Raw genomic sequence first — 22,597 nt, 5'->3', positions numbered from 1 at the left:
CCGGCATGATGCTGAGAGAAATGTCTCACAGGACGGCGGCGATCTTCGCCGCCGCCCTGGCGCTGACGGTCGCGCTTGCGGCGACCGTTCGCGCCGCCGACGAGCCGACCGCCAATCCCATGCAGGCACAGATCGACCACGGCAAATCGACCTATGCCGAGAAGTGCTCGCACTGCCACGGCCCGAACCTGATGAATTCCGGCACCATCACGCCGGACCTGCGCGTCTTCCCTGACGACAAGCCACGCTTTGTCACCACGGTGAAGAACGGCAAGAACAACAGGATGCCGCCCTGGGGCGACATTCTCAGCGACGACCAGATCGGGGATCTCTGGGCCTTCATCTCCAGCCGGAGGAAGCCATGAAGGGCCGGACCGTTGCGTGGTGCGTTGCTGCGCTTCTTTCGACGATGGCGTCGGTCGCTGTGGCGGCCGACGGTCCCTTGCGGATCTGCCTCGACGAGGACCGGCCGCCGCTCTCGATGCACCACCGCGGCAAGCCGGATGCCGGCTTCGACGTCCTGCTGGCGCAGGCGATCGCGGAGCGGCTCGGGCGGCCGCTGGCGATCCAGTGGTTCGAAAGCAAGCTGGACGAGGATTCCAGCCCGCAACTCGAGGCCAACGCGCTGCTCTCGGATGGGCGCTGCTCGCTGGTCGGCGGTTACGCGCTGACACGGGATTCACTGGTCGTCCCCGGCATGAAGACGGCGCGCTTGCCGGATTTCGCCGGCGCCACGCGCGACGATCGGCGGCGTCGCGTTGCGCTCGGCGTGCTCGCGCCGAGCCAGCCTTACGTCTATTCGCCCATGACGGTGGTGCTTGGGCCGAAGGCGAGCGGCCGCAAGATCGGCGACATCGGCGATCTCGCCGGCCTTCGTCTGGTCATTGAAAGCGGCTCGCTCGGCGATGCGATCCTGATGACCTTCGACAAGGGACGGCTGATCGACAACATCACCCATCTCGTCCCCGGCCGCGACGATCTCCTGGGCGCGCTCCAGCGCGGCGATTATGACGCAACGCTGATCGACCTCGGCCGCTTCGATGCGCATCACGCCGCGCACCCCGACACCGCGCTCTCCGCATCCGGCTATTACTATCCGATCGGCGCCAATCGCGGCTATGTCGGCCTCGGCAGCGATCCCGCGCTGATCGAGGCCGTCAACAAGGCGCTGAGCGCCCTTGCGGCAGAAGGCAAGATCGCCGAGTTCGGCAAGCAGGTCGGTCTCACCTATCTGCCGCCACGCGAGCCCGCTGTCCTGGGCGACGTGTGGACGAAGATCATTCAGCGGTAGCAGCGTCATACCTTTCGAATGCGCCAATCTGTCTCGCCCGAGACCCATGGCAGCGCCTGCGAGGTGCAGTAACCTTCAGGGAACCGGGAGAGAATCATGTCTGCAAGAATCAATCGCCGCCACTTCATCGCCGCCGGAGCCGGCGCAATCACGCTGCCTTTCGTCTCGCGCGGCGCATCGGCGCAAGGAGCTGCACAAGGCACCTGGCCGGCGCGGCAGATTCGCATGATTTGCAGCTATCCCGCCGGTGGGCAGACCGATTTGCTCGCGCGCGCCTACGGCGAATTCATCTCCAAGCAGGTCGGCAAGACCGTGGTGGTCGAGAACAAGCCCGGCGCCTCCGGCGCGATCGGCACGGCGGAGGTCGCCCGCGCCGAGCCCGACGGCCACACCATCCTGTGCTCGATCTCGACCACCTACATCATGAACCGCGTGGTGATGAAGAATCCCGGCTACGACATGGACAAGGATTTGACGCTCGTCAGCGTCATTCCGGGCGCCGGCCTGTTGCTGGTCGCGAACCCGAAAACCGGGGTCAAGACGCTGGAGGATTTCGTCGCCTTCGCGCGCAAGAGCGGCAAGGTGAATTTCGGCACCTACAGCGCAGGCTCGGCCCCGCACATGACGATCCACGAGCTCAACAAGCAGTACGGGCTCAACATCGAGCCGGTCCATTACCGCGGCGAGGCACCGATGTGGACCGGCATGCTCGAGGGCACGCTCGATGCCGCGATGGGAAGCTACACGGCCGCACAATCGGTCCTGCAGAGCGACCGCGGCACCGTTTTCGCCGTGCATTCGAAGAAGGTCGACGCGATCCCTGCGATCAAGACCCTTCCCGAGCAGGGCGCGACCTCGAAATTCTTCACCGTCAGTGGCTTCTCGGGCTGGGCCGTGCCCAAGACCACGCCGCAAGCCGTGGTCGACCGCCTGGCGGAGCTCTGCGTCGCCGCCAACAGCGATCCCAAGGTGAAGGAGGTTCTCGCGACCTTCGTGCTCGAACCCGCAATCGGCTTCAAGGAGACCAACGCCCTCTATCAGCGCGAGCTGCCGATCTGGATCGAGAGCGCGAAGTCGCTCGGCCTCGAGCCGGCCTAGGCGTCGAGCTGAAGGCCGGCGCGCCAACCGCCCCTTCCCGCCCCGGAATCCGACCGAAGCCTAGTGTCGGACGTGCATTTTCCCGCTATGATTGCCCGCCGCACGCTGACAAGAAGGGCCGATCGCATGACACCGGATGCAGTCGCCGTCGCCGTTATGGTCATCCTGCTCTTTCCGATGAGCTATTTCACGCTGGCCTCGCCCGCCTTCCTGCTGGTGAAGCTCGACATTCAGCCCGTCGCCCAGTTGCTGCGGGGAATGTTCAATGCCCATTTCCTGGTGATGCGCTTTGCCGGGATCATCGGAACGGTGATCCTCCTGCTCGATGGCCGCCTGCTCGCCGCGACGGGCGTCGGCCTGCTCGCTGCACTGGCGATCTGGGGACGCCGCTGGTTCATGCAACGGATGGACGACCAGCTCAGCGCGAGGGACGCCGGCGATGCCGAGGCTCCGCACCGGCTGCGCCGGTTGCACTGGAGCGGCATGCTGGGCAACGCGGTGCTGCTGGTCGCTCTCCTGATCAGCATTCCCTACATTGCCGCATCGGCGTGAGCGGCATCTGGTCGCCAAAGCGACTTGATCGCCGGGACGACTTCGGCCCGGTCTGACCTAGTGCTCGTTCGAGTTCGCCGCGCCCTGCTGCGCCTTGTGGATCGAGGACGGCACCACGCCGAAATATTTGCGGAACACCCGGCTGAAATGCGACGAGCTGGAGAAGCCCCATGAGAACGCGACGTCGGTGATGGTCTTGCCGGCGTGAGCCTCGAGCTCCTGGCGGCAGTTCTGCAAGCGCGCCTGCCAGATGTAGTCGCTCACGGTGGTGCCACGCTCCGAGAACAGCATGTGCAGGTAGCGCTTGGAGCAGCCGAGCTCGGCCGAGATCTGGTCGATGCACAGATCGGGATCGCGCAAGTGCTCGCGGATGAAGAACTGCGCGCGCACATACATCGCTTCGGGCCCGACACGGTCGAACATCGTGTCGGCTTCGCGCAGCGGCAGCAGCAGCAGGTCGATCAGCGAATCGGCAACGCCGACCGCGCTGTTCGCCGACAGCTTCGCCGCTTCGTCGAAGGTCGCATGGACGAAATCGTGAGCGATCCGCCCCGTCCCCGTCTTCGCCGACAGCTTGCAGGCGGGCATTCGCTGTGACGGGAATCCGCGGTCACGCAGCAGCGCCTTCGGCACGATCACGACGTCGTGACGCGTGAAGGCGGGGCTGATGATCGAGTGCGGACAGGAGACGTCATAGGCGATGATGTCTCCGGGATTGATCTCGATGTGACGGCCTTCTTGTTCGAAATAGGACACGCCGTAGGTCTGGAAGTGAATCTTGATATAGGGGTGCTCATTCGCCTTGGCGCGCGCCAGCGTGTGCGCGATGCGATGCTGGCTCACCTCGATCTGGCAGAGCTTCAGGCGCGAGACACTCGTGTAGTCAATGCGGCCTTCGAGCGAGGACGCCTCCAGCGGATCGACATCGAAATGCCCACACAGGCTCGTCAGCCCGTCGATCCAGCTCTGGATCTGGCGCTTCGGCGTCATGCCGGTCGTCGAGAGCTTTTGAATGGTGTCGGACATTAATCCAGCCACTGGTTTGATCCGGAGATTCGACGCGAATCGCGACCCAGCGCTGCCGGAGCCCTCAGCCGTGATTGCGGTGACGTTTACCTCGAATTTGAGTGGTCTTTTGGCACGAGCGCCATCGTTCCATTGCCACCCTTGAAAGTTAATCCTCCGCCTTAGTTGCAGCGCCGTCAAGGGGAACCTGAGCGTTGAGAGTGCTACCAAAGCGGCGTGGAAGCCGCTGAATTCGCTACTGCAAAATCAAAATCTTCGCGTCCGTGCGCTATCAAGCAAACCGGCTTCTCTCTTGGGCAAGTTTCCCGATGACGAAGTCGTTAGGGATTGCGACAGGAACAACAAGAACGGGCCGCTCCTGCAGGTGGACCCGTGGCTCTCATCAGGAGGAGGAAACAGCACAGCATCGTTTCTGGTCCGAAACGTGACCGCCCTGCACGAGCAGACGCCGGACGAGAAGCCCGGCGAATTACCAATGCTTCGGGAAAAATAAACGAGACCAACGGAGGAATGACTATGCGCAAGGTGCTACTGGCGACCTTTCTTGGCTCAGCGGCGGCTCTCGCCGTCGGGAGCGCCTCAGCCAATGACGAAGTGCTCAAGATGTCGCAGAACCCGAAAGACTGGGTGATGCCGACCGGTGACTACGCCAATACTCGCTATTCCAAGCTGAACCAGATCAACGCACAAAACGTAGGCAAGCTCCAGGTTGCCTGGACCTTCTCGACGGGCGTGCTGCGCGGCCACGAGGGCGGCCCGCTGATCATCGGCAACATGATGTACGTCCACACGCCGTTCCCGAACAAGGTCTACGCCATTGACCTTTCCAACGAGAACAAGATCGTCTGGAAGTACGAGCCGAAGCAGGACCCGAACGTCATCCCGGTGATGTGCTGCGACACGGTCAACCGCGGCCTGGCCTATGGTGACGGCAAGATCTTCCTGCATCAGGCCGACACCACCCTCGTCGCGCTCGACGCCAAGACCGGCCAGGTGGCCTGGTCCAGCAAGAACGGCGATCCGAGCAAGGGCGAGACCGGCACGTCGGCGCCCATGGTCATCAAGGACAAGGTGCTGATCGGCATCTCCGGTGGTGAGTTCGGCGTCCAGGCTCATATGTCGGCCTACGACATCAAGACCGGCAAGCTGGCTTGGCGCGGATACTCGGAAGGTCCGGATAATCAGATCCTGGTCGATGCCGAGAAGACCACCGCGCTCGGCAAGCCCGTCGGCAAGGACTCGAGCCTCAAGACCTGGCAAGGCGATCAGTGGAAGATCGGCGGCGGCGCGACCTGGGGCTGGATCTCCTACGATCCCGAGCTGAATCTCGTCTACTACGGCTCGGGCAATCCCTCGACCTGGAATCCGAAGCAGCGTCCCGGCGACAACAAGTGGTCGATGACGATCTGGGCACGTAACCCGGACACCGGCATGGCCAAGTGGGTCTATCAGATGACGCCCCACGACGAGTGGGACTATGACGGCGTCAACGAGATGATCCTCTCGGATCAGTCGATCAACGGCCAAGCGCGCAAGCTGCTGACGCACTTCGATCGTAACGGCCTCGGCTATACGCTCGATCGCGCCACCGGTGAGCTGCTGGTCGCCGAAAAGTACGATCCGAAGGTGAACTGGACCTCCGGCGTCGACATGGACAAGAACTCGCCGACCTACGGTCGTCCGAAGGTGCTCGACGCAGCTTCGACCGACAAGGCGGGCGAGGACCACAACGTGAAGGGCATCTGCCCGGCCGCGCTCGGCACCAAGGACGAGCAGCCGGCAGCCTACTCGCCGGACACGCAGCTGTTCTACGTTCCGACCAACCACGTCTGCATGGACTACGAGCCGTTCAAGGTGAGCTACACCGCGGGCCAGCCCTATGTGGGTGCGACGCTCTCGATGTATCCGCCGCAGGGTGAAACCCACATGGGTAACTTCATCGCCTGGGACGGCAAGACCGGCAAGATCGTCTGGTCGAACAAGGAGCAGTTCTCGGTCTGGTCGGGTGCGCTCGCAACCGCCGGCGGCGTGGTGTTCTACGGCACGCTCGAAGGCTACCTCAAGGCGGTCGACGCCAAGACCGGCAAGGAGCTCTACAAGTTCAAGACTCCCTCCGGCATCATTGGCAACGTCACCACCTATGAGAACGGCGGCAAGCAGTATGTCGCAGTGCTCTCCGGCGTCGGCGGCTGGGCCGGCATTGGTCTGGCCGCGGGCCTGACCGATCCGACCGCAGGTCTCGGCGCAGTCGGCGGCTACGCGGCCCTCAGCAACTACACGGCTCTCGGCGGTACGCTGACCGTGTTCTCGCTGCCGAACTAGGCCCCTCAGCATCGCTCCGGCGCGTGGATCAACTCCACGCGCCGGCTCGTCTCCCCCTGATGCCTTCGAGGATGAATCTCTTGCGTAAAATCTGCTCTGTCATTGCTGCGATGATCTTGGTTGCGTCCGGAGGAATTGCTGTTGCTGACGGCTCGGGCGACCCGACTGCCGTCAAGCAGAACGAAACTGGTGAATGGCTCGATAAGGAAGGAAATCCGACCTACAAGATTACCGACGGATCCGTGGACTGGTACACCTATTCCGGATACCGCCGCTATCACTCCGACTGCCATGTCTGTCATGGCCCGGACGGAATGGGTTCGACCTACGCGCCGGCGCTGAAGGATTCGCTCAAAACGATGAGCTACGCCGATTTTCTCGGCGTCGTCGCCTCGGGCCGCAAGAATATCTCGACGGCCTCGGAAAACGTGATGCCGGCCTTCGGTGATAACCCAAACGTCGCCTGCTACATGGACGATCTCTACGTCTATCTGCGCGCCCGCTCCAACGAGGCCTGGGGCCGCGCTCGACCGAGCAAGCATGAGGACAAGAACGACGCCTATACCAAGAACGAAGACTCATGCATGGGCAAGAAGTGAACGTTCGAAAGCCCGCCTGAGACTTAGTTTCAGGCGTCCCTTCGAGAATTTGAGGAGCTACCGATGAAGACACGTGCCGCCGTCGCTTTCGAGGCCAAGAAGCCGCTCGAGATCGTCGAGCTTGATCTGGAAGGACCGAAGGCCGGCGAAGTGCTGGTCGAGATCAAGGCGACTGGCATCTGCCATACCGACGCCTATACGCTCGACGGCTTCGACAGCGAGGGAATCTTCCCCTCGATCCTCGGTCACGAGGGCGCAGGCATCATCCGTGAGATCGGCCCCGGCGTGACATCGGTGAAGCCGGGTGACCACGTCATCCCGCTCTACACGCCGGAATGCCGGCAGTGCAAAAGCTGCCTCAGCCAGAAGACCAATCTGTGCACCGCGATCCGCGCGACGCAAGGCAAGGGCGTGATGCCCGACGGCACCAGCCGCTTCTCCTACAAGGGCAAGCCGGTCTACCACTACATGGGCTGCTCGACCTTCTCGAACTTCACCGTGCTGCCGGAGATCGCAGTCGCCAAGATCCGCGAGGACGCCCCCTTCGACAAGAGCTGCTACATCGGCTGCGGCGTCACCACCGGCGTCGGCGCCGTCGTCAACACCGCGAAGGTCACGCCGGGCTCCAACGTGGTCGTGTTCGGCCTCGGCGGCATCGGCCTCAACGTCATCCAGGGCGCCAAGATGGCCGGCGCCGACAAGATCATCGGTGTCGACATCAACGACGCCAAGGAGGATTGGGGCCGCAGGTTCGGCATGACCGAGTTCGTCAATCCGAAGAAGGTCACCGGCGACATCGTCCAGCATCTCGTCGGCCTCACCGATGGCGGCGCCGACTACACCTTCGACTGCACCGGCAACACCACCGTTATGCGCCAGGCACTGGAGGCCTGCCATCGCGGCTGGGGCACCTCGATCATCATCGGCGTTGCCGAGTCCGGCAAGGAGATCGCCACCCGTCCGTTCCAGCTCGTCACCGGGCGCAACTGGCGCGGCACCGCCTTCGGTGGCGCGCGCGGCCGGACCGACGTGCCCAAGATCGTGGACTGGTACATGAACGGAAAGATCCAGATCGATCCGATGATCACCCACGTGCTCAAGCTCGAAGAGATCAACAAGGGCTTTGACCTCATGCATGAGGGCAAATCCATTCGTTCCGTCGTCGTGTACTGAACCGGAAGACGTCACCCCCAAGGAGGATCGACCCATGACTGTTGCACTCCATCCATCGATCGACAACGGCCTCAAACAGGGCAGCGGCAGCTTCGCCGGCGGCACGCTGGTCTGCAAATGCAAGGACCACCCCGTCAAGGTCGGCATCAAGGGCGACGTCGCCCACAATCATGCCTGCGGCTGCACCAAATGCTGGAAGCCGCAGGGCGCGACGTTCTCCGTGGTCGCCGTGGTGCCGCGCCAGAACGTCACCGTGCTCGAGAACGGCGACAAGCTCCAGGTCGTCGATCCCTCCGCGGTGATCCAGCGCCACGCCTGCAAGGCCTGCGGGACGCACATGTACGGCCGCATCGAGAACAAGGGCCACCCGTTCTACGGTCTCGACTTCATCCATCCCGAGCTGTTCCAGGAGCAGGGCTCGCAGGCGCCGCAATTCGCCGCCTTCGTCTCCTCCGTGATCGAATCCGGCGTGAAGCCGGAGCAGATGGCGGGCATCCGTTCGCGGCTGAAGGAAATCGGCCTCGAGCCCTATGATTGCCTGTCACCGGCATTGATGGACGCGATCGCGACCCACGTGGCGAAAGCCAAGGCAGCCTAGGAAAGCCCTCCGAGCTGGCCGGGCCCGAGCTTCGGCCAGACCTCCCCGGCTCGCTGGCGACGACCTCCGCCAGCGAGCCGGACCGGTCCGCACTTTAAGACCATGGCGGCGATGCCGCCGCTTCGTACCATGCGTCTGTGAGGGCATCAGCTCCTCAGTCCTGGTCTCTGAATGACTGCGCAGTGCCGCCAACTTCCGACTCGAAGTCCCCGGCCCGCTGCGTTTCTCCCTCCCTCGACTGAGGCATCCTGCTTCGTCCGCGCAATCATTCTGGCGGACGAAGCCTTTTTCGCTGCACTCGCCGTCAGCGAACGCGCGGGTTCACGCGGCGTGATGCCGCGCCCTGCTTTTGACAAACCATCGATGCAATCTTTTCCCGGTGAGAACACCCGGCTGTGAACACCGGGCCGGCGCGATCCCTGCTACGGTCGCGCCGTCACGATGCCGCGCGAAATACAACCAAGAACAAGCACGGGAGGTATCGAACACATCCGGACATCGAGATTCGCGTTCCTGCCCCCCTGCCGGGATCTGCCCGTGCAGGCTCATCGGAGGGGATGCGACGACACGACGCAACTTGCACGGCGCCGCCCTGCATCGGCGCGTTTTGAATTTGGCATGCTTATGAAGAGCGAGGGACGATCATGATCAAGGTAAAGATCAACGGCCAGGAACAGAGCTGGGATGGCGACCCGGATCTCCCGCTACTCTGGTTCCTGCGTGACGAGGCCGGACTGACCGGCACCAAGTTCGGCTGCGGCCAGGCCCTGTGCGGCAGCTGCACCGTCATCGTCGACAAGGAAGCCGTGCGCTCCTGCATCACGTCGATCAACGACGTTGCCGGACGCGAGGTCACGACCATCGAGGGACTGCATCCGAACGGCGATCATCCCGTGCAAAAGGCCTGGCGCCAGGTCAACGTGCCGCAATGCGGCTTCTGCCAGGCTGGCCAGATCATGCAGGCCGCCGCGCTTCTGATGGAGAACCCGAAGCCCTCGCATGACCAGATCCGCGAGGCGATGTCCGGCAACATCTGCCGTTGCGGTTGCTATCAGCGCATCGAGAACGCGGTCCATCTCGCATCGACGGGAGTGTGACATGAATTTCATCGACAATCCCGGCAAGCTCCGTGACTTCCAAAAACGTGGGTTCGAAAAGCACATCAAGGTCGAGAAGGTCTCGCGCCGCAGCATCCTGAAGGGGCTCGGCGTTACTGGCGGCTTCGTGCTCGCCGCCCCCGTGATGACGCGCCAGGCATTTGCCTATGAGACCGGCGCCGGAAAAATGCCGCACGGCGTCGTGGTCGATCCGCGCGTCTTCGTTTCGGTCGCGCCTGACGGCGTCGTCACCATCGTCGGACACCGTTCCGAGATGGGCACCGGCGTCCGCACCAGCCTGCCGCTGATCGTGGCCGAGGAGATGGAAGCCGACTGGTCCAGGGTCAAGGTGCAGCAGGCCCATGGCGACGAAGTCAAGTTCGGCAATCAGGACACCGACGGCTCGCGCAGCACGCGGCATTATCTGCTTCCGATGCGCCAGATCGGCGCTTCGGCCCGCACCATGCTGGAACAGGCCGCGGCGAAGCGCTGGGGCGTGCCGGCGACCGAGGTCAAGGCCGTCAATCACGAGGTCGTCCACAGCGCCAGCGACCGCAAGCTCGGCTTCGGCGAGCTCGCCGCCGATGCCGCCAAGGAATCGGTGCCCGCGATCGAAGGCCTCAAGCTCAAGGACGCCAAGGACTTCCGCTATTTGACCAAGGGCCAGATCGGCATCGTCGATCTCCACGACATCACCACCGGCAAGGCGCGTTACGGCGCCGATGTGCGGTTGCCGGGGATGAAATACGCCGTGATCGCGCGTCCGCCGGTGACCGGCGGCAAGCTGGTCTCGTTCGATCCAGACGCGGCGCTGAAGGTTCCCGGCGTCGAGAAGGTGATGAAGGTCCAGGGATGGCCGTGGCCGTCGAAGTTCCAGCCGCTCGGCGGCGTCGCGGTGATCGCCCGCAACACCGGCGCGGCGATCAAGGGCCGCAACGCATTGAAGCTGGTCTGGGACGACGGCGCCAACGCCAAGTACGACTCGGTCGCCTTCCGCAAGGAGCTCGAGGAGGCCTCGCGCAAGCCGGGCCTCGTCGTGCGTCGGGAAGGCGATGCGGATGCGGCCTTGAAGGGCGCCGACAAGGTCATCGTCGGCGAGTACTACATCCCGCATCTCGCGCATGTCAGCATGGAGCCGCCGGTGGCGGTCGCCGACGTCAAGGGCGACAAGGCGGAGATCTGGGCACCGGTGCAGAGCCCGGGCGGAACCCGTGACGACGTCGCCAAGACGCTCGGCATTCCCGAGGGCAACGTCACGGTCAACGTGACCCTGCTCGGGGGCGGGTTCGGCCGCAAGTCGAAATGCGACTATGCGCTCGAGGCCGCCCTGCTGTCGAAGGAGCTCGGCGCGCCGGTGAAGGTGCAGTGGACGCGGGAGGACGACATCCAGAACGGCTTCCTGCACACGGTCTCGGCCGAGCGCATCGAGGCCGGTCTCGACAAGAGCGGCAAGGTGATCGCCTGGCGCCACCGCAGCGTGGCGCCCAGCATCGCCTCGACCTTTGCCGCCGGCACGGTGCACCAGGCGCCGTTCGAGATCGGCATGGGCCTCGCCGACATGCCGTTCGAGATCGCCAACATCTCCTGCGAGAATCCGGAGGCAGCCGCGCATACCCGCATCGGCTGGTTCCGCTCGGTCTCGAACATTCCGCGCGCCTTCGCGGTGCAGTCGATGGTCGGCGAGATCGCGCAGGCGACGGGGCGCGACCAGAAAGACATGCTGCTCGAGCTGATCGGCTCGCCCCGCATCGTCGAGCCGAACGTGAAGGACCTCTGGAACTACGGTGAGCCCCAGGACAGCTATCCGATCGACACCGCGCGCCTGCGCAAGGTGGTCGAGCTGGTCGCCGAGAAGGGCGAATGGGGCCGCAAGGTCCCGAAGGGCCACGGTCTAGGCATTGCCGTGCACCGCAGCTTCGTCAGCTATATCGCGACCATCGTCGAGGTCGCCGTCGACGACAAGGGCAAGCTGACGGTGCCGAGGGTCGACACCGCGATCGATTGCGGCACCTATGTCAACCCCGAGCGCATCGCCTCGCAGATCGAGGGCGCCGCGATCATGGGGCTGAGCCTCGCCAAATACGGCGAGATCAGCTTCAGGGACGGCAAGGTGCAGCAGAAGAATTTTGACGACTTCCAGGTCGTCAGAATCGACGAATCTCCTGTCGTGACCAACGTCTACATCGTGCCGCCCGCATCGGACACGCCACCGAGCGGTGTCGGCGAGCCCGGTGTCCCGCCGTTTGCGCCCGCGCTGATGAACGCGATCTTCGCAGCGACGGGAAAACGCATCCGCTCGCTTCCGATCGGCAAGCAATTGGAAGCGTAGCTCGGAACACAAGCGGCCTCGCGCCGTTTCCATCGATCTGACAGGAGCAGATCGATGACCAACATCTCAAGGGCGCTCGCAGTGTCGCTGTCGAGCGCCTTTCTTTTGACGGCCGCAGGCGCGTTCGCCCAGGGCAATACGACGCCGCCGACCACCGCGACGCGCCCCGCCACGCCCGACCAGAACTCGCTGCCCAACGCCGACGCCCCGCCCGCCTCGACCACCCAGACCACGGGACAGCACAATCCAGATCCGAAGGTTCAGGAGATGAACCAGAAGGAAAAGGACAAGGTGGAGCGGACGGGGAAGTAGCGGGCCTAGCGCACAAACCGCCCTACATCGTCATGGCCGGGCTGTCCCGGCCATCCACGACCTTTGCCGCGGCACCAAGAACGTAGATGCCCGGGACAAGCCCGGGCATGACGAGTTCGTGGTGCGGGAGCAATCGCATTCCGTCGCAAAAAATGCGGCGGACGTTGCCGTCCGCCGCATTCGCCACCCCCCTGCTGCTCCGCCGTCTTCGATCCGCCCGCGGAGCTACTTCTTGAGCGCGAACACCCAGATCACGCCGCCTTGCGGCACATTAGCTTCGATGCCGATGTTGTTGGTCACCAGCGCGTCCTGGATGCGCTGGGCGTCCACGCCCCATCCCGACTGGATCGCGATGTATTGGGTGCCGTCGATCTCATAGGACACCGGCATGCCCATGATGCCGGAGTTGGTCTTCTGCTCCCACAACAGCTCGCCGGTCTTGGCGTTGAACGCGCGGAAGTTGCGGTCGTTGGTGCCGCCGACGAAGATGAGATCGCCCGCGGTCGCCGTCACCGAGCCGAACAGCTGCGACTTCGGGAAGTTGTGCTGCCACACCTTCTTGCCCGTCGCAGGATCCCAGGCCTGCAGCTCGCCGAAATGGTCCGCGCCCGGCTTGGTCTTCAGGCCGATGTCCTCCGGCTTGGTGCCGAGCCAGAGCTCGCCCGGCTTGAGCGCGACCTTCTCGCCGGTGAAGCCGCCGCAGAAGTTCTCGTTGGCGGGCACGTAGACGAGACCGGTCTTCTGGCTGTAGGCCGCCGACGGCCAATCCTTGCCGCCCCACAGCGACGGACAGAACTCGACGCGTTTGCCGATGACCGGCTTGTGCGCGGGATCGACGATCGGCTTGCCGCTCTCTGGCTCGATGCCTTTCCAGACGTCGGTGGAGACGAACGGCCAGCCGGCGACGTAGTTGATCTTGGTCGGCGTGCGCTCGAGCACCCAGAAGATCGCATCGCGCCCCGGATGGACCAGGCTCTTGATGGTCTTGCCGTCGCGCTGCAGGTCGATCAGCATCGGTGCCTCGACCTCGTCCCAGTCCCAGGAATCGTTCTGGTGATACTGGTGATGGGTCTTGATCTTGCCGGTGTTTGGATCGAGCGCGAGCACCGAAGAGGTGTAGAGATTGTCGCCGGGATGGGTCTCGCCGGGCCACGGCGCGGCATTGCCGACGCCCCAATAGACCGTCTTGGTGTCCTTGTCGTAATTGCCGGTCATCCAGGCCGAACCGCCGCCGTTCTTCCAGTCGTCGCCCTGCCAGGTCTCATGGCCCGGCTCGCCTTCGCCCGGAATGGTGAAGGTCCGCCACAGCTCCTTGCCGTCCTTGGCGTCATAGGCGGCGACGTAGCCGCGCACGCCGAACTCGCCGCCGGAGCCGCCGACGATGACCTTGCCGTCGACGATCAGCGGCATCAGGGTCATGTACTGGCCCTTCTTGTAGTCCTGCACCTTGGTGTCCCACACCACCTTGCCGGTCTTGGCATCGAGCGCGACGACGTGATCGTCGGTGGTGGCGAGATAGAGCTTGTCCTCCCAGAGGCCGACGCCGCGGCTGGTCGGGTGCAGCTGGAACAGATCGTCGGGGAGCTGCCGCTTGTAGCGCCAATATTCGTCGCCGGTCTTCGCATTCAACGCGATCACCTGCCCCATCGGGGTCGCCACGAACATGACGCCGTTGTTGACGATCGGCGGCGCCTCGTGGCCTTCGACGACGCCGGTGGCAAAGGTCCAGACCGGCGTGAGGTTCTTCACATTGGAGGTGTTGATCTGGTCGAGCGGGCTGTAGCCGTGGCCGTCATAGGTGCGTCGATAGAGCATCCAGTTGCTTGGCTCCGGATTTTCCAGCCGCTGCGCGGTGACCGGCGAATAACTCTCGATCGGGCCGGCCACGGCGGCGGTCGAGGCAAGACAGGTAAAGGCGACGAAGCCGGACAGTAGCCATTGCTTTCTGGTCATGAAAGTTTTCATGGACGTTCCCCTTTTTCATCCGTTTGAATTCTTGTGTTGAATTCTTGTCGTTCGTCCCGCCGTCCGCCCATCGGCGGATGCGGCCTCTCGTGACGCGGGCAGATCCCGCACCGTCCATCATCCCGGCTGCGCGCCACCTACCTTTCCGATGAAGTTGCCGGCGACACTGAGCGAGCCGTCAGCGAGCGCCAGCGGTAGCGCGGCGAGCCGTCGCGGCGCCGGCCCGAACACGACCTGTGCGCCCGCACGAGGATCGTACTCGGAGTTGTGACACATGCACTTGAACACCTCCTTGTCGCCGACATCGCTCTTCACCCAAGCGGTAACTGGACAGCCGGCATGGGCGCAGATCGCCGAATAGGCGATGATGCCATCGACGGCGCGCTCGCGCGTCTTGTCGTCGAGCTCGGCGGGATCAAGCCGGATGATCAGGATCTCGTTGAGCCGGGAAGCGCTGCGCACCACCGATGTCTTGGGATCCTTCGGCCAGGCATGCACCGGCGGTCCGCCGGCGGGCAGGTCGGCCGCGGTGATCAGCTTTCCCTCCTTGTCGCCTTCGGAGAAGACGAGCACATCGCCTTTCTGGGGCCGTTGGTCGGACCCAGGCGGATCCTCGTCCGCGCGTGCGTGCGCGGAACAACCGAGGCAGGCGGTGGTGGCGATTGCGCCAAGCAGAATCGTTCGCCGCGTCTGTTCGGCGCGCGCATCGGCTTCAGGTTCCGTGATGCTTTCGGACGATGAGGAATTGGTCGTGAACGATGCGCGGGACATGTCCACAAGCAGGCGCTGGAACTCTGCCGAAAACAAGGCGAAGAATTGGCGCCGCAGCGCATCAATATGGCTTTGCTCGTTTTGATTGAACGACGATCAACGCATTCAAGCGAGTTTTCGCAATTTCAACATCACACCGCGCGATCAGCATGATGATTTTGCAGGGCAGACCGAAGATGTCGGAATTGGTGCAGCGCGCTATCCATCACGCTGTGCGAACGCAGCGCGATATCGCTGCATCATTTGCAGGCAACCGGTTGAGGTCAGGACCTCAGCACGTGACGCGGCGCAGCGATTGAACCGGCGACGGTTGCCGATGCCATCTCGAAACTGTCGGCGATGCGGCGGGCCTTGTCGATGAACAGGCTGGCTGCCGGCGGCGGGCAGACCTCGCGCGCGGTCTGCTCGAACAGATCGAGCCAACGGTCGAAATGGCCGGCAACCAGACTTAGCGGCAGATGCGCCCGCATCGGCGAGCCATGATAGCGGCCGCTCATCAGCACGACCGAGGACCAGAAATCCCTGAGCCTGGCGAGATGCTCGTCCCAGTTCTGCACGGCGGCGAACACCGGCCCCAGCTCTGCATCCTCGCGCACGCGTCCGTAGAAGCGGGTGACCAGTTCCCCGATCATCTCCTCGCTGATCCCGGTGCGCTCGATCGCATCCTGGGTCAACAGGTTCCGCCGTGCGGCCGCAGCTTCGCGCTCGGCCTTCAGTCGATCCGACATGAGCTCAGTGTCCGTTCCGTTGTTCCCGTAGGGCCGCCCGCTCGACATTGTCGGGCCGATTGCGCGCGGCGTCTTTGTCGCAGCGCAAAGTGCGGGATCGGGCGGCGGACGCGAACAGGCCCGCCGCCGGCCGCCCTGATCAGGCGCTATAGCTGTAGAAGCCCTGCCCGGTCTTGCGACCGAGATGGCCGGCATCCACCATCTCCTTCAGCAGCGGCGCTGGCCGATATTTGGGATCGTTGAAGCCCTTGTAAAAGACCTCCATCACCGAAAGCATGGTGTCGAGCCCGACGAGGTCGGCCAGAGCCAGCGGTCCGATCGGATGGTTGCAACCGAGCTTCATGCCGGCGTCGATCTCCTCCGCCGTCGCGATGCCCTCCTGGAGCGCGAAGATTGCCTCGTTGATCATCGGGCACAGGATGCGGTTGACGGCGAAGCCCGGGCTGTTCTTGGCGGTGATCGCCACCTTGCCGACGCGCTTGGCGAAATCGAGCGCCTTGGCATGGGTGTCGTCGGAGGTCTGCAGGCCGCGGATCAACTCCAGCAGCGCCATCACCGGCACCGGGTTGAAGAAGTGCATGCCGATGAAGCGATCGGGGCGGTCGGTCGCGGCGGCAAGCTTGGTGATCGAGATCGACGAAGTGTTGGTCGCGACCAGCGTGCGCGGCGACAGGGTGGCGCAAAGGTCCTTCAGGATCTTGACCTTGAGCTCCTCGTTCTCGGTCGCGGCCTCGATGACGAGGTCGCAATCCGACAGCTTGGCGCGGTCGGTGGTGCCGGTGATCCGCTTGAGCGTGGCGTCGCGATCGGCCGCCGACATCTTCTCCTTCTTGACCAGCCGCTCGAGGCTGCCGCCGACGGTCGAGAGCCCGCGGTTCACGGCCGCTTCGGAAATGTCGACCATCACGACCGAGAGCCCGGCCGCCGCGCAGATCTGCGCGATGCCGTTCCCCATGGTCCCTGCCCCGATGATGCCAACGGTCTGGATCATTGCCTCGTATCCTTCTCATCCTTGCGGGCGTGCCGGCGCGGCACAGCCCATTGTTCCTGCGTCAGGGTCTAGCACCGCCGGCGGGCGGCGACGACCTGATCCGCCTTCTCCTTAAAGCATCCATGGCCGGAATAAAGCCGCCGCCGGGCCCGAAAAGGCCCGATTTGGCCGCCGGGCAAGGCAATTTGTCCCGAATCCCGCCTCGCCCGCCCGGGAGCCCCATAGCGGGGTGGACGGCCGCTCCAGCACCCATCGGTGGCTCTCGATTTACATCAATCGGATGACGCGGCGCCGCGACCGGCGTGATGAGGTCGCGGCGCAATGGCCCGCGCGAATGCCGCGCGGCGCGATTGTGAGATCGACCACATCGGCATCGTGCCCCACCCGTTAGCGTCGCGCAGATGAAGAAACATATTGCACTCCCGATCATCCTCGCCGTCCTCCTCGTCGCAACGCAAGGCCTGGCAGCCGAGATCAAAGGCGCCGGCTCGACTTTCGTCTCGCCCGTGATGACGAAATGGACCGACGCCTACAAGGCGAAGACCGGAAACATCGTCAGCTATCAAGCGGTCGGCTCGAGCACCGGCCTCAGCCTGATCAAGACCGACGCCGTCGATTTCGGGACCAGCGACATGCCGCTCGACCCCAACGAGCTCGACAGGCTCGGCCTGATCCAATTCCCGATCGTGATCGGAGGCGTCGTGCCCGTGGTCAATATCGGCGGCGTCAAGCCGGGCCAGATCCGCTTCACCGGGCAGGTGCTCGCCGACATCTATCTCGGCAAGCTCAAATCCTGGAACGACCCGGCGATCGCCGCGATCAATCCCGATATCAGCCTGCCGAAGGCGCCGATCATTGTGGTCCATCGCATTGACGGCTCCGGCACCACATTCAACTGGTCGAACTATCTTTCGAAGGTCAGTCCGCAATGGCAGAGAAGCGTGGGGGAAGGTACTTCGGTCGAGTGGCCGCTCGGCCTCGGCGGCCGCGGCAATGACGGCGTCGCCTCGCTCGTCGGTCTCATTCCCGGCGCGATCGGCTATCTCGAATACACCTACGCGCTGCAGCGGCTCGACAGGATTTCCTTCGGCATCGTGGAGAACAGCGCCGGCAATGACGTGGTGCCTGATGCCGCGTCATTCCAGGCCGCGGCTTCGAGCGCGAACTGGAAGGCGGAGCAGGATTTTCACCTGGTCCTCACCAACGCGCCGGGCGAAGACGCCTACCCGATCACGGCCACGACCTTCGTGCTGATGCCCAAAACAGCAAAATATCCGGAGCGCTCCGCAGCTGCCATCGACTTCCTCCGCTGGTCACTCGGGAACGGCAAGTCCGAGACCCAGACGCTCAACTACGTCCCGCTCCCTCCCGCCCTGATTGAGCAGATCGAGCGCTATTGGCGGGACAGCATTGGGACAGCGCCGACGGTTTCGGCATCTGCCATTGGCAAGCGTTGATGCCGAGCAGGCCGCGCGTCCGCCCGCCCGCGACTTGAATTCCAGCCGAATTGGGTTTGCAAACCGCTCCACCTGAGTATTCTGTGATTGGCCTGCTGCGAGGAGAGCCCCTCCCGTCGCAGGCCAAAGCACAAGTGCCTGCGGGACGCGATCGCGCCACCGCATTGCACTGCGCCACTCGCAGGAAATCCTCCGTGAAACGCCTCTCCATTCCCGACACCAACGCCCCCGCGGCACTCCGCCTGGCGCCGACGCCCAGGCTCGGATGAGCGATTTCACCCAATCCGTTGGCGCTGCGATCTCACTCATCGGCGAAGCCGACGCCGAGCTGCTCGGCATCGTCGCATTGTCGGTGCGCGTCAGTCTGACCGCGAGCGTCATTGCCCTCATGGTCGGCGCACCGATCGGGGCCTTGCTCGCGATCACCCGTTTCCGCGGGCGGCAGGTGATCATCGTCCTGACCAATGCGCTGCTCGGGCTTCCACCTGTCGTGGTCGGGCTCGCGCTCTATCTTCTGCTGTCGCGCTCGGGCCCGCTTGGGGTGGCCGGACTGCTGTTCACGCCGGCCGCCATGGTGATCGCCCAGACGCTGCTGGCGACCCCGATCGTGGTGGCGCTGGTGCACCGGCCCGCAAGTCTTTTGTGGGCGGAGTACGGCGATCTCGCACGGATCGACGGCCTGTCGGCCTTCCGCAGCATGGCGCTCCTGTTCGCGCTCGGCCGGACCTCGCTGCTGACGGCCTTTCTCGCGGCGTTCGGGCGCGCGATCGCCGAGGTCGGCGCTATCATCATCGTCGGCGGCAACATCCGCGGCTTCACGCGCACGATGACGACCGCGATCGCGCTGGAGACCAGCAAGGGCGACCTGCCGCTGGCGCTCGGCCTCGGACTGATCCTGCTGGCGCTCAGCGTGGCGGTGTCGACCGTCGCCTTCGTGCTAGTGGGACGCGTTGGGGAAAAATAGCTGCTCGCCGCCGACCTTGTAGCCGGCGATCGCGTTCTGCCCCTTCGACGACACCAGCCAGTCGATGAAGGCCTGCCCGTCCTTCACCTTGACGTTCGGGTGCTTCTCGGGATTCACCAGCATGACACCGTACTGGTTGAAGAGGCGCTTGTCGCCCTCGGTCAGGATGGCGAGTTCGCCGCGGTTCTTGAATGACAACCAGGTGCCGCGGTCCGACAAGAGATAAGCGTTCGACGACGAGGCCATGTTCAGCGCCAGGCCCATGCCCTGACCGATCTCCCGGTACCAATTGTCCTTGCCCGCACTGAGATCGACGCCCGCCTCTTTCCACAGCCTCAGCTCGGCCGCGTGCGTGCCGGACTTGTCGCCGCGCGAAATGAACGGGGCCTTGGCCGCCGCGATCTTGCGCAGCGCGTCCGTGACGTCCTTGCCGCCGGCGATCTTCGCAGGGTCGCTTCTGGGGCCGACGATGATGAAGTCGTTGTACATGACGTCGAACCGCTTCACGCCCTGCCCTTCCGACATGAATTTGTCTTCGGCAGCCTTGTCATGGACGAACACCACGTCGGCATCGCCGCGCCGTCCGATGTCGAGTGCCTGCCCGGTGCCGACGGCAACGACCTTCACGCTGATGCCTTCGGCCTTCTCGAACAGGGGCAGCAGATAGCCGAACAGGCCTGATTGTTCCGTCGACGTGGTCGAGGCCACCGTGATGGCGCGATCCTGCGCGAACGCGATGGCGGACCAGAGCAGAACCGCTCCGATGGCGACTATTCGTTTCATGTCTCGTCCTTGCAGATGCCGGGTGTCCCGAAACTACCCTGCGAGAACGGTGCAGGGAACCCTACATTCGGCGCACGCACTCGCCTGCGGTGCGGTTGGCCAGGAACGTCCGTCCCGCGCGGAGGTTGTCCTGACGATGAACCCAGGAGGACGGGATGCAGAAGATCATCTTGGCATCGGCATGCATCATGGCGTTGGCGACCGGTGGCGCTTTCGCACAGACACAACCTGCGCCGGGCGCGTCCGCTCAGAGCGCGGTCGGCCCCTCATCGCGAGGCCCCGCGACCAAGGGCATGACCACCGGACGCGCGTCGAATATGCAGAATGAGGCCAGCGACAGCAAGGGTGCGCAGCAACCTTCAGCCGGCGGCACCAACACCAATAACATGGGCAGCCAGGCCGGCGGCTCCGCGGGCTCCGGCAAATAGCCGGAAGAGCAAAATTGCGGGAGCGGATGGCGATCCCCTCCCGCATGCCCAGCAGCGTCGATCAACGACCCGGGCAATAGCGCATCACACGGCGGACGCCCTGCGGTTCCGGCTCCTTCATCCAATCGATCTTCCAGGCCAGCCAAAGCTTGTCATCATCGATGACATAGGCGAAGGACGACGTCGAAAGGCCCCGGTCGTTGCGAACCGTGACCTCGCCGCAGACCACCTCGATCGCACGGCCCTCGGGGTCGGACGCGGGGCTGGTCCAGGAGATGTGGATTTCCGCATTGGGCGGAATAAGGTGAGCGGCGATTTTCGGCGTCAGTTCGTCTGCGAGCGCCGGCATGCTGATGAAGGCGGCGATGGCTGCAGCCAGGCAAGTCCTGTGGATCACGTTTGCTCTCCTTCGCTTTGAAGAAGAGCGTGTCGATTTCCAGGCGGCTTGACTGTGGTCGCTGTCACATTGACTGTCACCCCGTAGAACCCACGGCCATCACCGGCCTCGTGGTGATGGCTGACACCTCATGCGGCACACCGCACATGCCTGACATTGCGGATGTTCTGCAATTGATCTCGCCTGCATTGACAGGGGTGTGACGGGCGGGGCAGTTTTTCACATTGCTGACGAATCAGCGATTGCCCTCACGCCGAGTACCGCTTGGACAACTCCTAGTGCTTTCGAGACTGATATCGTTGCTGCGCCGTATCCCGGCGGTGAAATGGGCATTCACCCGGCTTCGGCCCGTGCCGCATGACGGCAGCCTTGACGCCACGCCGGTCGCCGAAGACGTCTCGCCCGTCATCGCCGAAGAGAGTGTGGCTGAGTGCATTGCGGCCCAAGACGTCGTGGCCCCGGACATCACGGCCCAAGACACGACAGCCCAAGAGACGACAGCCCAAGACACCACGGCAGAGCGCACTGAGCTCGAAGGTCTTGCGGAATCCGCACCGACCGACATCAGCGAGACCAGCACAGTTTCAGTGCAGGACGATGCCGAGATCGCGGCCGTCGCGCCCTCTGCCCAGCATGATGCCGCGATCGCCGTCATCGCGGAGAGCCCGCCGGCAGCACCAACCCATGCCGGCGTCAGCGAGGGGTCCTCCCGCGAGGCGCCATCCGACATCGCGGGAGTCGCCGAGGAGGAGACTGAGGTCCCGGCCATCGAGGTCGCCGAGATCGAAACTGCTGCAGAGGCCGTTCCCGATCCTGCCACGAGCATCAATTCTGTCGCGGAGATCTCGGCTGAGGTCGAGTCCCCCGACGCGGAACCTGTCGATGTCGTCAGCGAAGTGATCGACGCCGCCGACCTCGTCGTCAGCAACGATCCCCTTCCGGCCGAAGCCGGGCCCGTCGTCACGGCGGAAGCGTCGCCGTTGCCCGTCGAGATCGAGCGTGCGCCGCTTGACGTCCCCGCCCTCGTGATCGTTGATGATCATTCCTCCGACGTCATCGTCGACGTTGAGCCGGCCATGATCGAGCCGTGCGTCACGCCGGCCGATGCCGGAGTTGTGGCAGAGGCCGCTCCGGAGGATGATCTCGACAACGTTCCCTCGCCAGCCGACGCAGTCATCATCGAGCCGGCAGCAGTGGAGATCGTGGCGCCCGTCGCCACGGTGGAGGCGGGTTCCACCAATGCCGCCAGCATCGTCACCGACATCGCGCCGGCTACGGCACTCGTGTCGCTGTCCCCCGAGGTCCGCAGCGCACCGAAGGTTCGCACGCGCCCCGCCGAGCCTGCCGATCGCGCCGCGCTGATCCGGCAGCGCTGGGCGGAAAGCGGGATCAGGATGTGGAATCCGCGCCTTCACGGCACCGGCGAAGCCACGCTGAACATCCAGGGCAGCGTTGGACTGCTGCCGCCCGAGCCCGGCGAGACGATGCCGCGCTACGACAAGCTGGAATTCAAGCTGCTCGGCGGACAGATCGTCTGTGAGGGCGTCATCGTCGAGCCCCCCGCACAGGCGAGCCATCGCAGCTTCACGCGGCTCGCCGAGCCTGGGAAGCCCGAGCGCGCCCGCGAGCCGGCGCGCGAACGCCGGGCCGCTCTCGCCTGATCCTTTCTCCTGCGACTGCCGTTCGCGATGTGCTAGGCTGTTATCCCGACATGGG

22 protein-coding genes are annotated in these 22,597 nt (G+C 64.2%); 15 read left to right on the top strand and 7 right to left on the bottom strand.

Features of this window, described 5'->3' with window-relative positions:
• The first annotated feature begins 8 nt into the window (after positions 1–8).
• The 4 genes from Q0743_RS07120 (at position 9) to Q0743_RS07105 (ending at position 2,941) form a co-directional block, all read left to right on the top strand.
• A complete protein-coding gene (locus Q0743_RS07120; RefSeq protein ID WP_298240871.1) occupies positions 9–365 on the top strand; it encodes a cytochrome c in 357 nt (118 codons plus the stop codon).
• Positions 362–1,291, top strand: coding sequence for an ABC transporter substrate-binding protein (locus Q0743_RS07115; protein WP_298240859.1), 930 nt, complete (start codon positions 362–364; stop codon positions 1,289–1,291). Before Q0743_RS07120 ends, Q0743_RS07115 begins: the two co-directional genes overlap by 4 nt.
• A gap of 96 nt (positions 1,292–1,387) precedes the next feature.
• Complete coding sequence (locus Q0743_RS07110) at positions 1,388–2,389, top strand: tripartite tricarboxylate transporter substrate binding protein (protein WP_298240858.1); 1,002 nt, start codon at positions 1,388–1,390, stop codon at positions 2,387–2,389.
• Between the two features lie 126 nt (positions 2,390–2,515).
• Positions 2,516–2,941: a hypothetical protein gene (locus Q0743_RS07105; RefSeq protein WP_298240857.1), complete on the top strand. Its 426-nt coding sequence runs from the start codon at positions 2,516–2,518 to the stop codon at positions 2,939–2,941.
• A gap of 57 nt (positions 2,942–2,998) precedes the next feature.
• On the opposite strand, the gene Q0743_RS07100 is transcribed toward Q0743_RS07105, so the two are convergent.
• Entirely contained in the window at positions 2,999–3,967 is a 969-nt protein-coding gene (locus Q0743_RS07100; protein ID WP_298240856.1) for a helix-turn-helix domain-containing protein, read from the bottom strand.
• 516 nt (positions 3,968–4,483) lie between these two features.
• On the opposite strand from Q0743_RS07100, the gene xoxF5 reads away from it, so the two are divergent.
• The 7 genes from xoxF5 (at position 4,484) to Q0743_RS07065 (ending at position 12,397) form a co-directional block, all read left to right on the top strand.
• Positions 4,484–6,289, top strand: a complete 1,806-nt coding sequence (gene xoxF5 / locus Q0743_RS07095) for a lanthanide-dependent methanol dehydrogenase XoxF5 (RefSeq protein WP_298240855.1) — start codon at positions 4,484–4,486, stop codon at positions 6,287–6,289.
• A gap of 110 nt (positions 6,290–6,399) precedes the next feature.
• Positions 6,400–6,888, top strand: a complete 489-nt coding sequence (locus tag Q0743_RS07090; protein WP_298240870.1) for a c-type cytochrome, methanol metabolism-related — start codon at positions 6,400–6,402, stop codon at positions 6,886–6,888.
• A gap of 63 nt (positions 6,889–6,951) precedes the next feature.
• A complete protein-coding gene (locus tag Q0743_RS07085; protein WP_097661987.1) occupies positions 6,952–8,061 on the top strand; it encodes an S-(hydroxymethyl)glutathione dehydrogenase/class III alcohol dehydrogenase in 1,110 nt (369 codons plus the stop codon).
• Between the two features lie 34 nt (positions 8,062–8,095).
• Positions 8,096–8,659: an S-(hydroxymethyl)glutathione synthase gene (gene gfa, locus Q0743_RS07080; RefSeq protein ID WP_298240854.1), complete on the top strand. Its 564-nt coding sequence runs from the start codon at positions 8,096–8,098 to the stop codon at positions 8,657–8,659.
• 644 nt (positions 8,660–9,303) lie between these two features.
• Positions 9,304–9,756, top strand: coding sequence for a (2Fe-2S)-binding protein (locus Q0743_RS07075; protein WP_298240853.1), 453 nt, complete (start codon positions 9,304–9,306; stop codon positions 9,754–9,756).
• 1 nt (position 9,757) lies between these two features.
• Positions 9,758–12,085: a molybdopterin cofactor-binding domain-containing protein gene (locus Q0743_RS07070; protein ID WP_298240852.1), complete on the top strand. Its 2,328-nt coding sequence runs from the start codon at positions 9,758–9,760 to the stop codon at positions 12,083–12,085.
• A 54-nt stretch (positions 12,086–12,139) separates the two neighbouring features.
• The gene (locus tag Q0743_RS07065) at positions 12,140–12,397 is read left to right on the top strand and encodes a hypothetical protein (protein WP_298240851.1); all 258 of its coding nucleotides are present in this window, start codon (positions 12,140–12,142) and stop codon (positions 12,395–12,397) included.
• A gap of 225 nt (positions 12,398–12,622) precedes the next feature.
• Here the strand turns inward: Q0743_RS07065 and Q0743_RS07060 are convergent, their stop codons facing one another.
• The 4 genes from Q0743_RS07060 to Q0743_RS07045 all read right to left on the bottom strand — a co-directional run bounded on the left by Q0743_RS07060 (position 12,623) and on the right by Q0743_RS07045 (position 16,852).
• Positions 12,623–14,350: a methanol/ethanol family PQQ-dependent dehydrogenase gene (locus Q0743_RS07060; protein WP_298240850.1), complete on the bottom strand. Its 1,728-nt coding sequence runs from the start codon at positions 14,348–14,350 to the stop codon at positions 12,623–12,625.
• 129 nt (positions 14,351–14,479) lie between these two features.
• On the bottom strand, positions 14,480–15,133 hold the full coding sequence (locus Q0743_RS07055) for a ubiquinol-cytochrome c reductase iron-sulfur subunit (RefSeq protein ID WP_298240849.1): 654 nt from the start codon (positions 15,131–15,133) through the stop codon (positions 14,480–14,482).
• A 263-nt stretch (positions 15,134–15,396) separates the two neighbouring features.
• Entirely contained in the window at positions 15,397–15,861 is a 465-nt protein-coding gene (locus Q0743_RS07050) for a group III truncated hemoglobin (protein WP_298240848.1), read from the bottom strand.
• Between the two features lie 139 nt (positions 15,862–16,000).
• On the bottom strand, positions 16,001–16,852 hold the full coding sequence (locus Q0743_RS07045) for a 3-hydroxybutyryl-CoA dehydrogenase (RefSeq protein ID WP_298240847.1): 852 nt from the start codon (positions 16,850–16,852) through the stop codon (positions 16,001–16,003).
• Positions 16,853–17,253: 401 nt separating this feature from the next.
• Here Q0743_RS07045 and pstS point away from each other — a divergent pair, with 401 nt between their 5' ends.
• Together pstS and Q0743_RS07035 are read left to right on the top strand one after the other, a co-directional pair.
• The gene (gene pstS / locus Q0743_RS07040; protein WP_298240846.1) at positions 17,254–18,309 is read left to right on the top strand and encodes a phosphate ABC transporter substrate-binding protein PstS; all 1,056 of its coding nucleotides are present in this window, start codon (positions 17,254–17,256) and stop codon (positions 18,307–18,309) included.
• Positions 18,310–18,574: 265 nt separating this feature from the next.
• On the top strand, positions 18,575–19,273 hold the full coding sequence (locus Q0743_RS07035) for an ABC transporter permease (RefSeq protein ID WP_298240845.1): 699 nt from the start codon (positions 18,575–18,577) through the stop codon (positions 19,271–19,273).
• On the opposite strand, the gene Q0743_RS07030 is transcribed toward Q0743_RS07035, so the two are convergent.
• The gene (locus tag Q0743_RS07030; protein ID WP_298240844.1) at positions 19,247–20,056 is read right to left on the bottom strand and encodes a substrate-binding domain-containing protein; all 810 of its coding nucleotides are present in this window, start codon (positions 20,054–20,056) and stop codon (positions 19,247–19,249) included. The genes Q0743_RS07035 and Q0743_RS07030 overlap by 27 nt on opposite strands.
• 155 nt (positions 20,057–20,211) lie before the next feature.
• Between Q0743_RS07030 and Q0743_RS07025 the strand changes: the two genes are divergently transcribed.
• On the top strand, positions 20,212–20,484 hold the full coding sequence (locus tag Q0743_RS07025; protein WP_298240843.1) for a hypothetical protein: 273 nt from the start codon (positions 20,212–20,214) through the stop codon (positions 20,482–20,484).
• Positions 20,485–20,545: 61 nt separating this feature from the next.
• Here Q0743_RS07025 and Q0743_RS07020 read toward each other — a convergent pair whose 3' ends face one another.
• Positions 20,546–20,881 (bottom strand): hypothetical protein, encoded by a 336-nt coding sequence (locus Q0743_RS07020; RefSeq protein WP_298240842.1) that lies wholly within the window; start codon positions 20,879–20,881, stop codon positions 20,546–20,548.
• Between the two features lie 299 nt (positions 20,882–21,180).
• Between Q0743_RS07020 and Q0743_RS07015 the strand changes: the two genes are divergently transcribed.
• Entirely contained in the window at positions 21,181–22,542 is a 1,362-nt protein-coding gene (locus Q0743_RS07015; protein WP_298240841.1) for a hypothetical protein, read from the top strand.
• Positions 22,543–22,597 lie beyond the last annotated feature (55 nt).

Source organism: uncultured Bradyrhizobium sp., from assembly GCF_936943645.1.
In the GTDB taxonomy this organism is placed as follows: domain Bacteria; phylum Pseudomonadota; class Alphaproteobacteria; order Rhizobiales; family Xanthobacteraceae; genus Bradyrhizobium.
The sequence above is the reverse complement of the archived record's forward strand: the minus strand, read 5'-3'. Positions and strand labels throughout refer to the sequence as shown.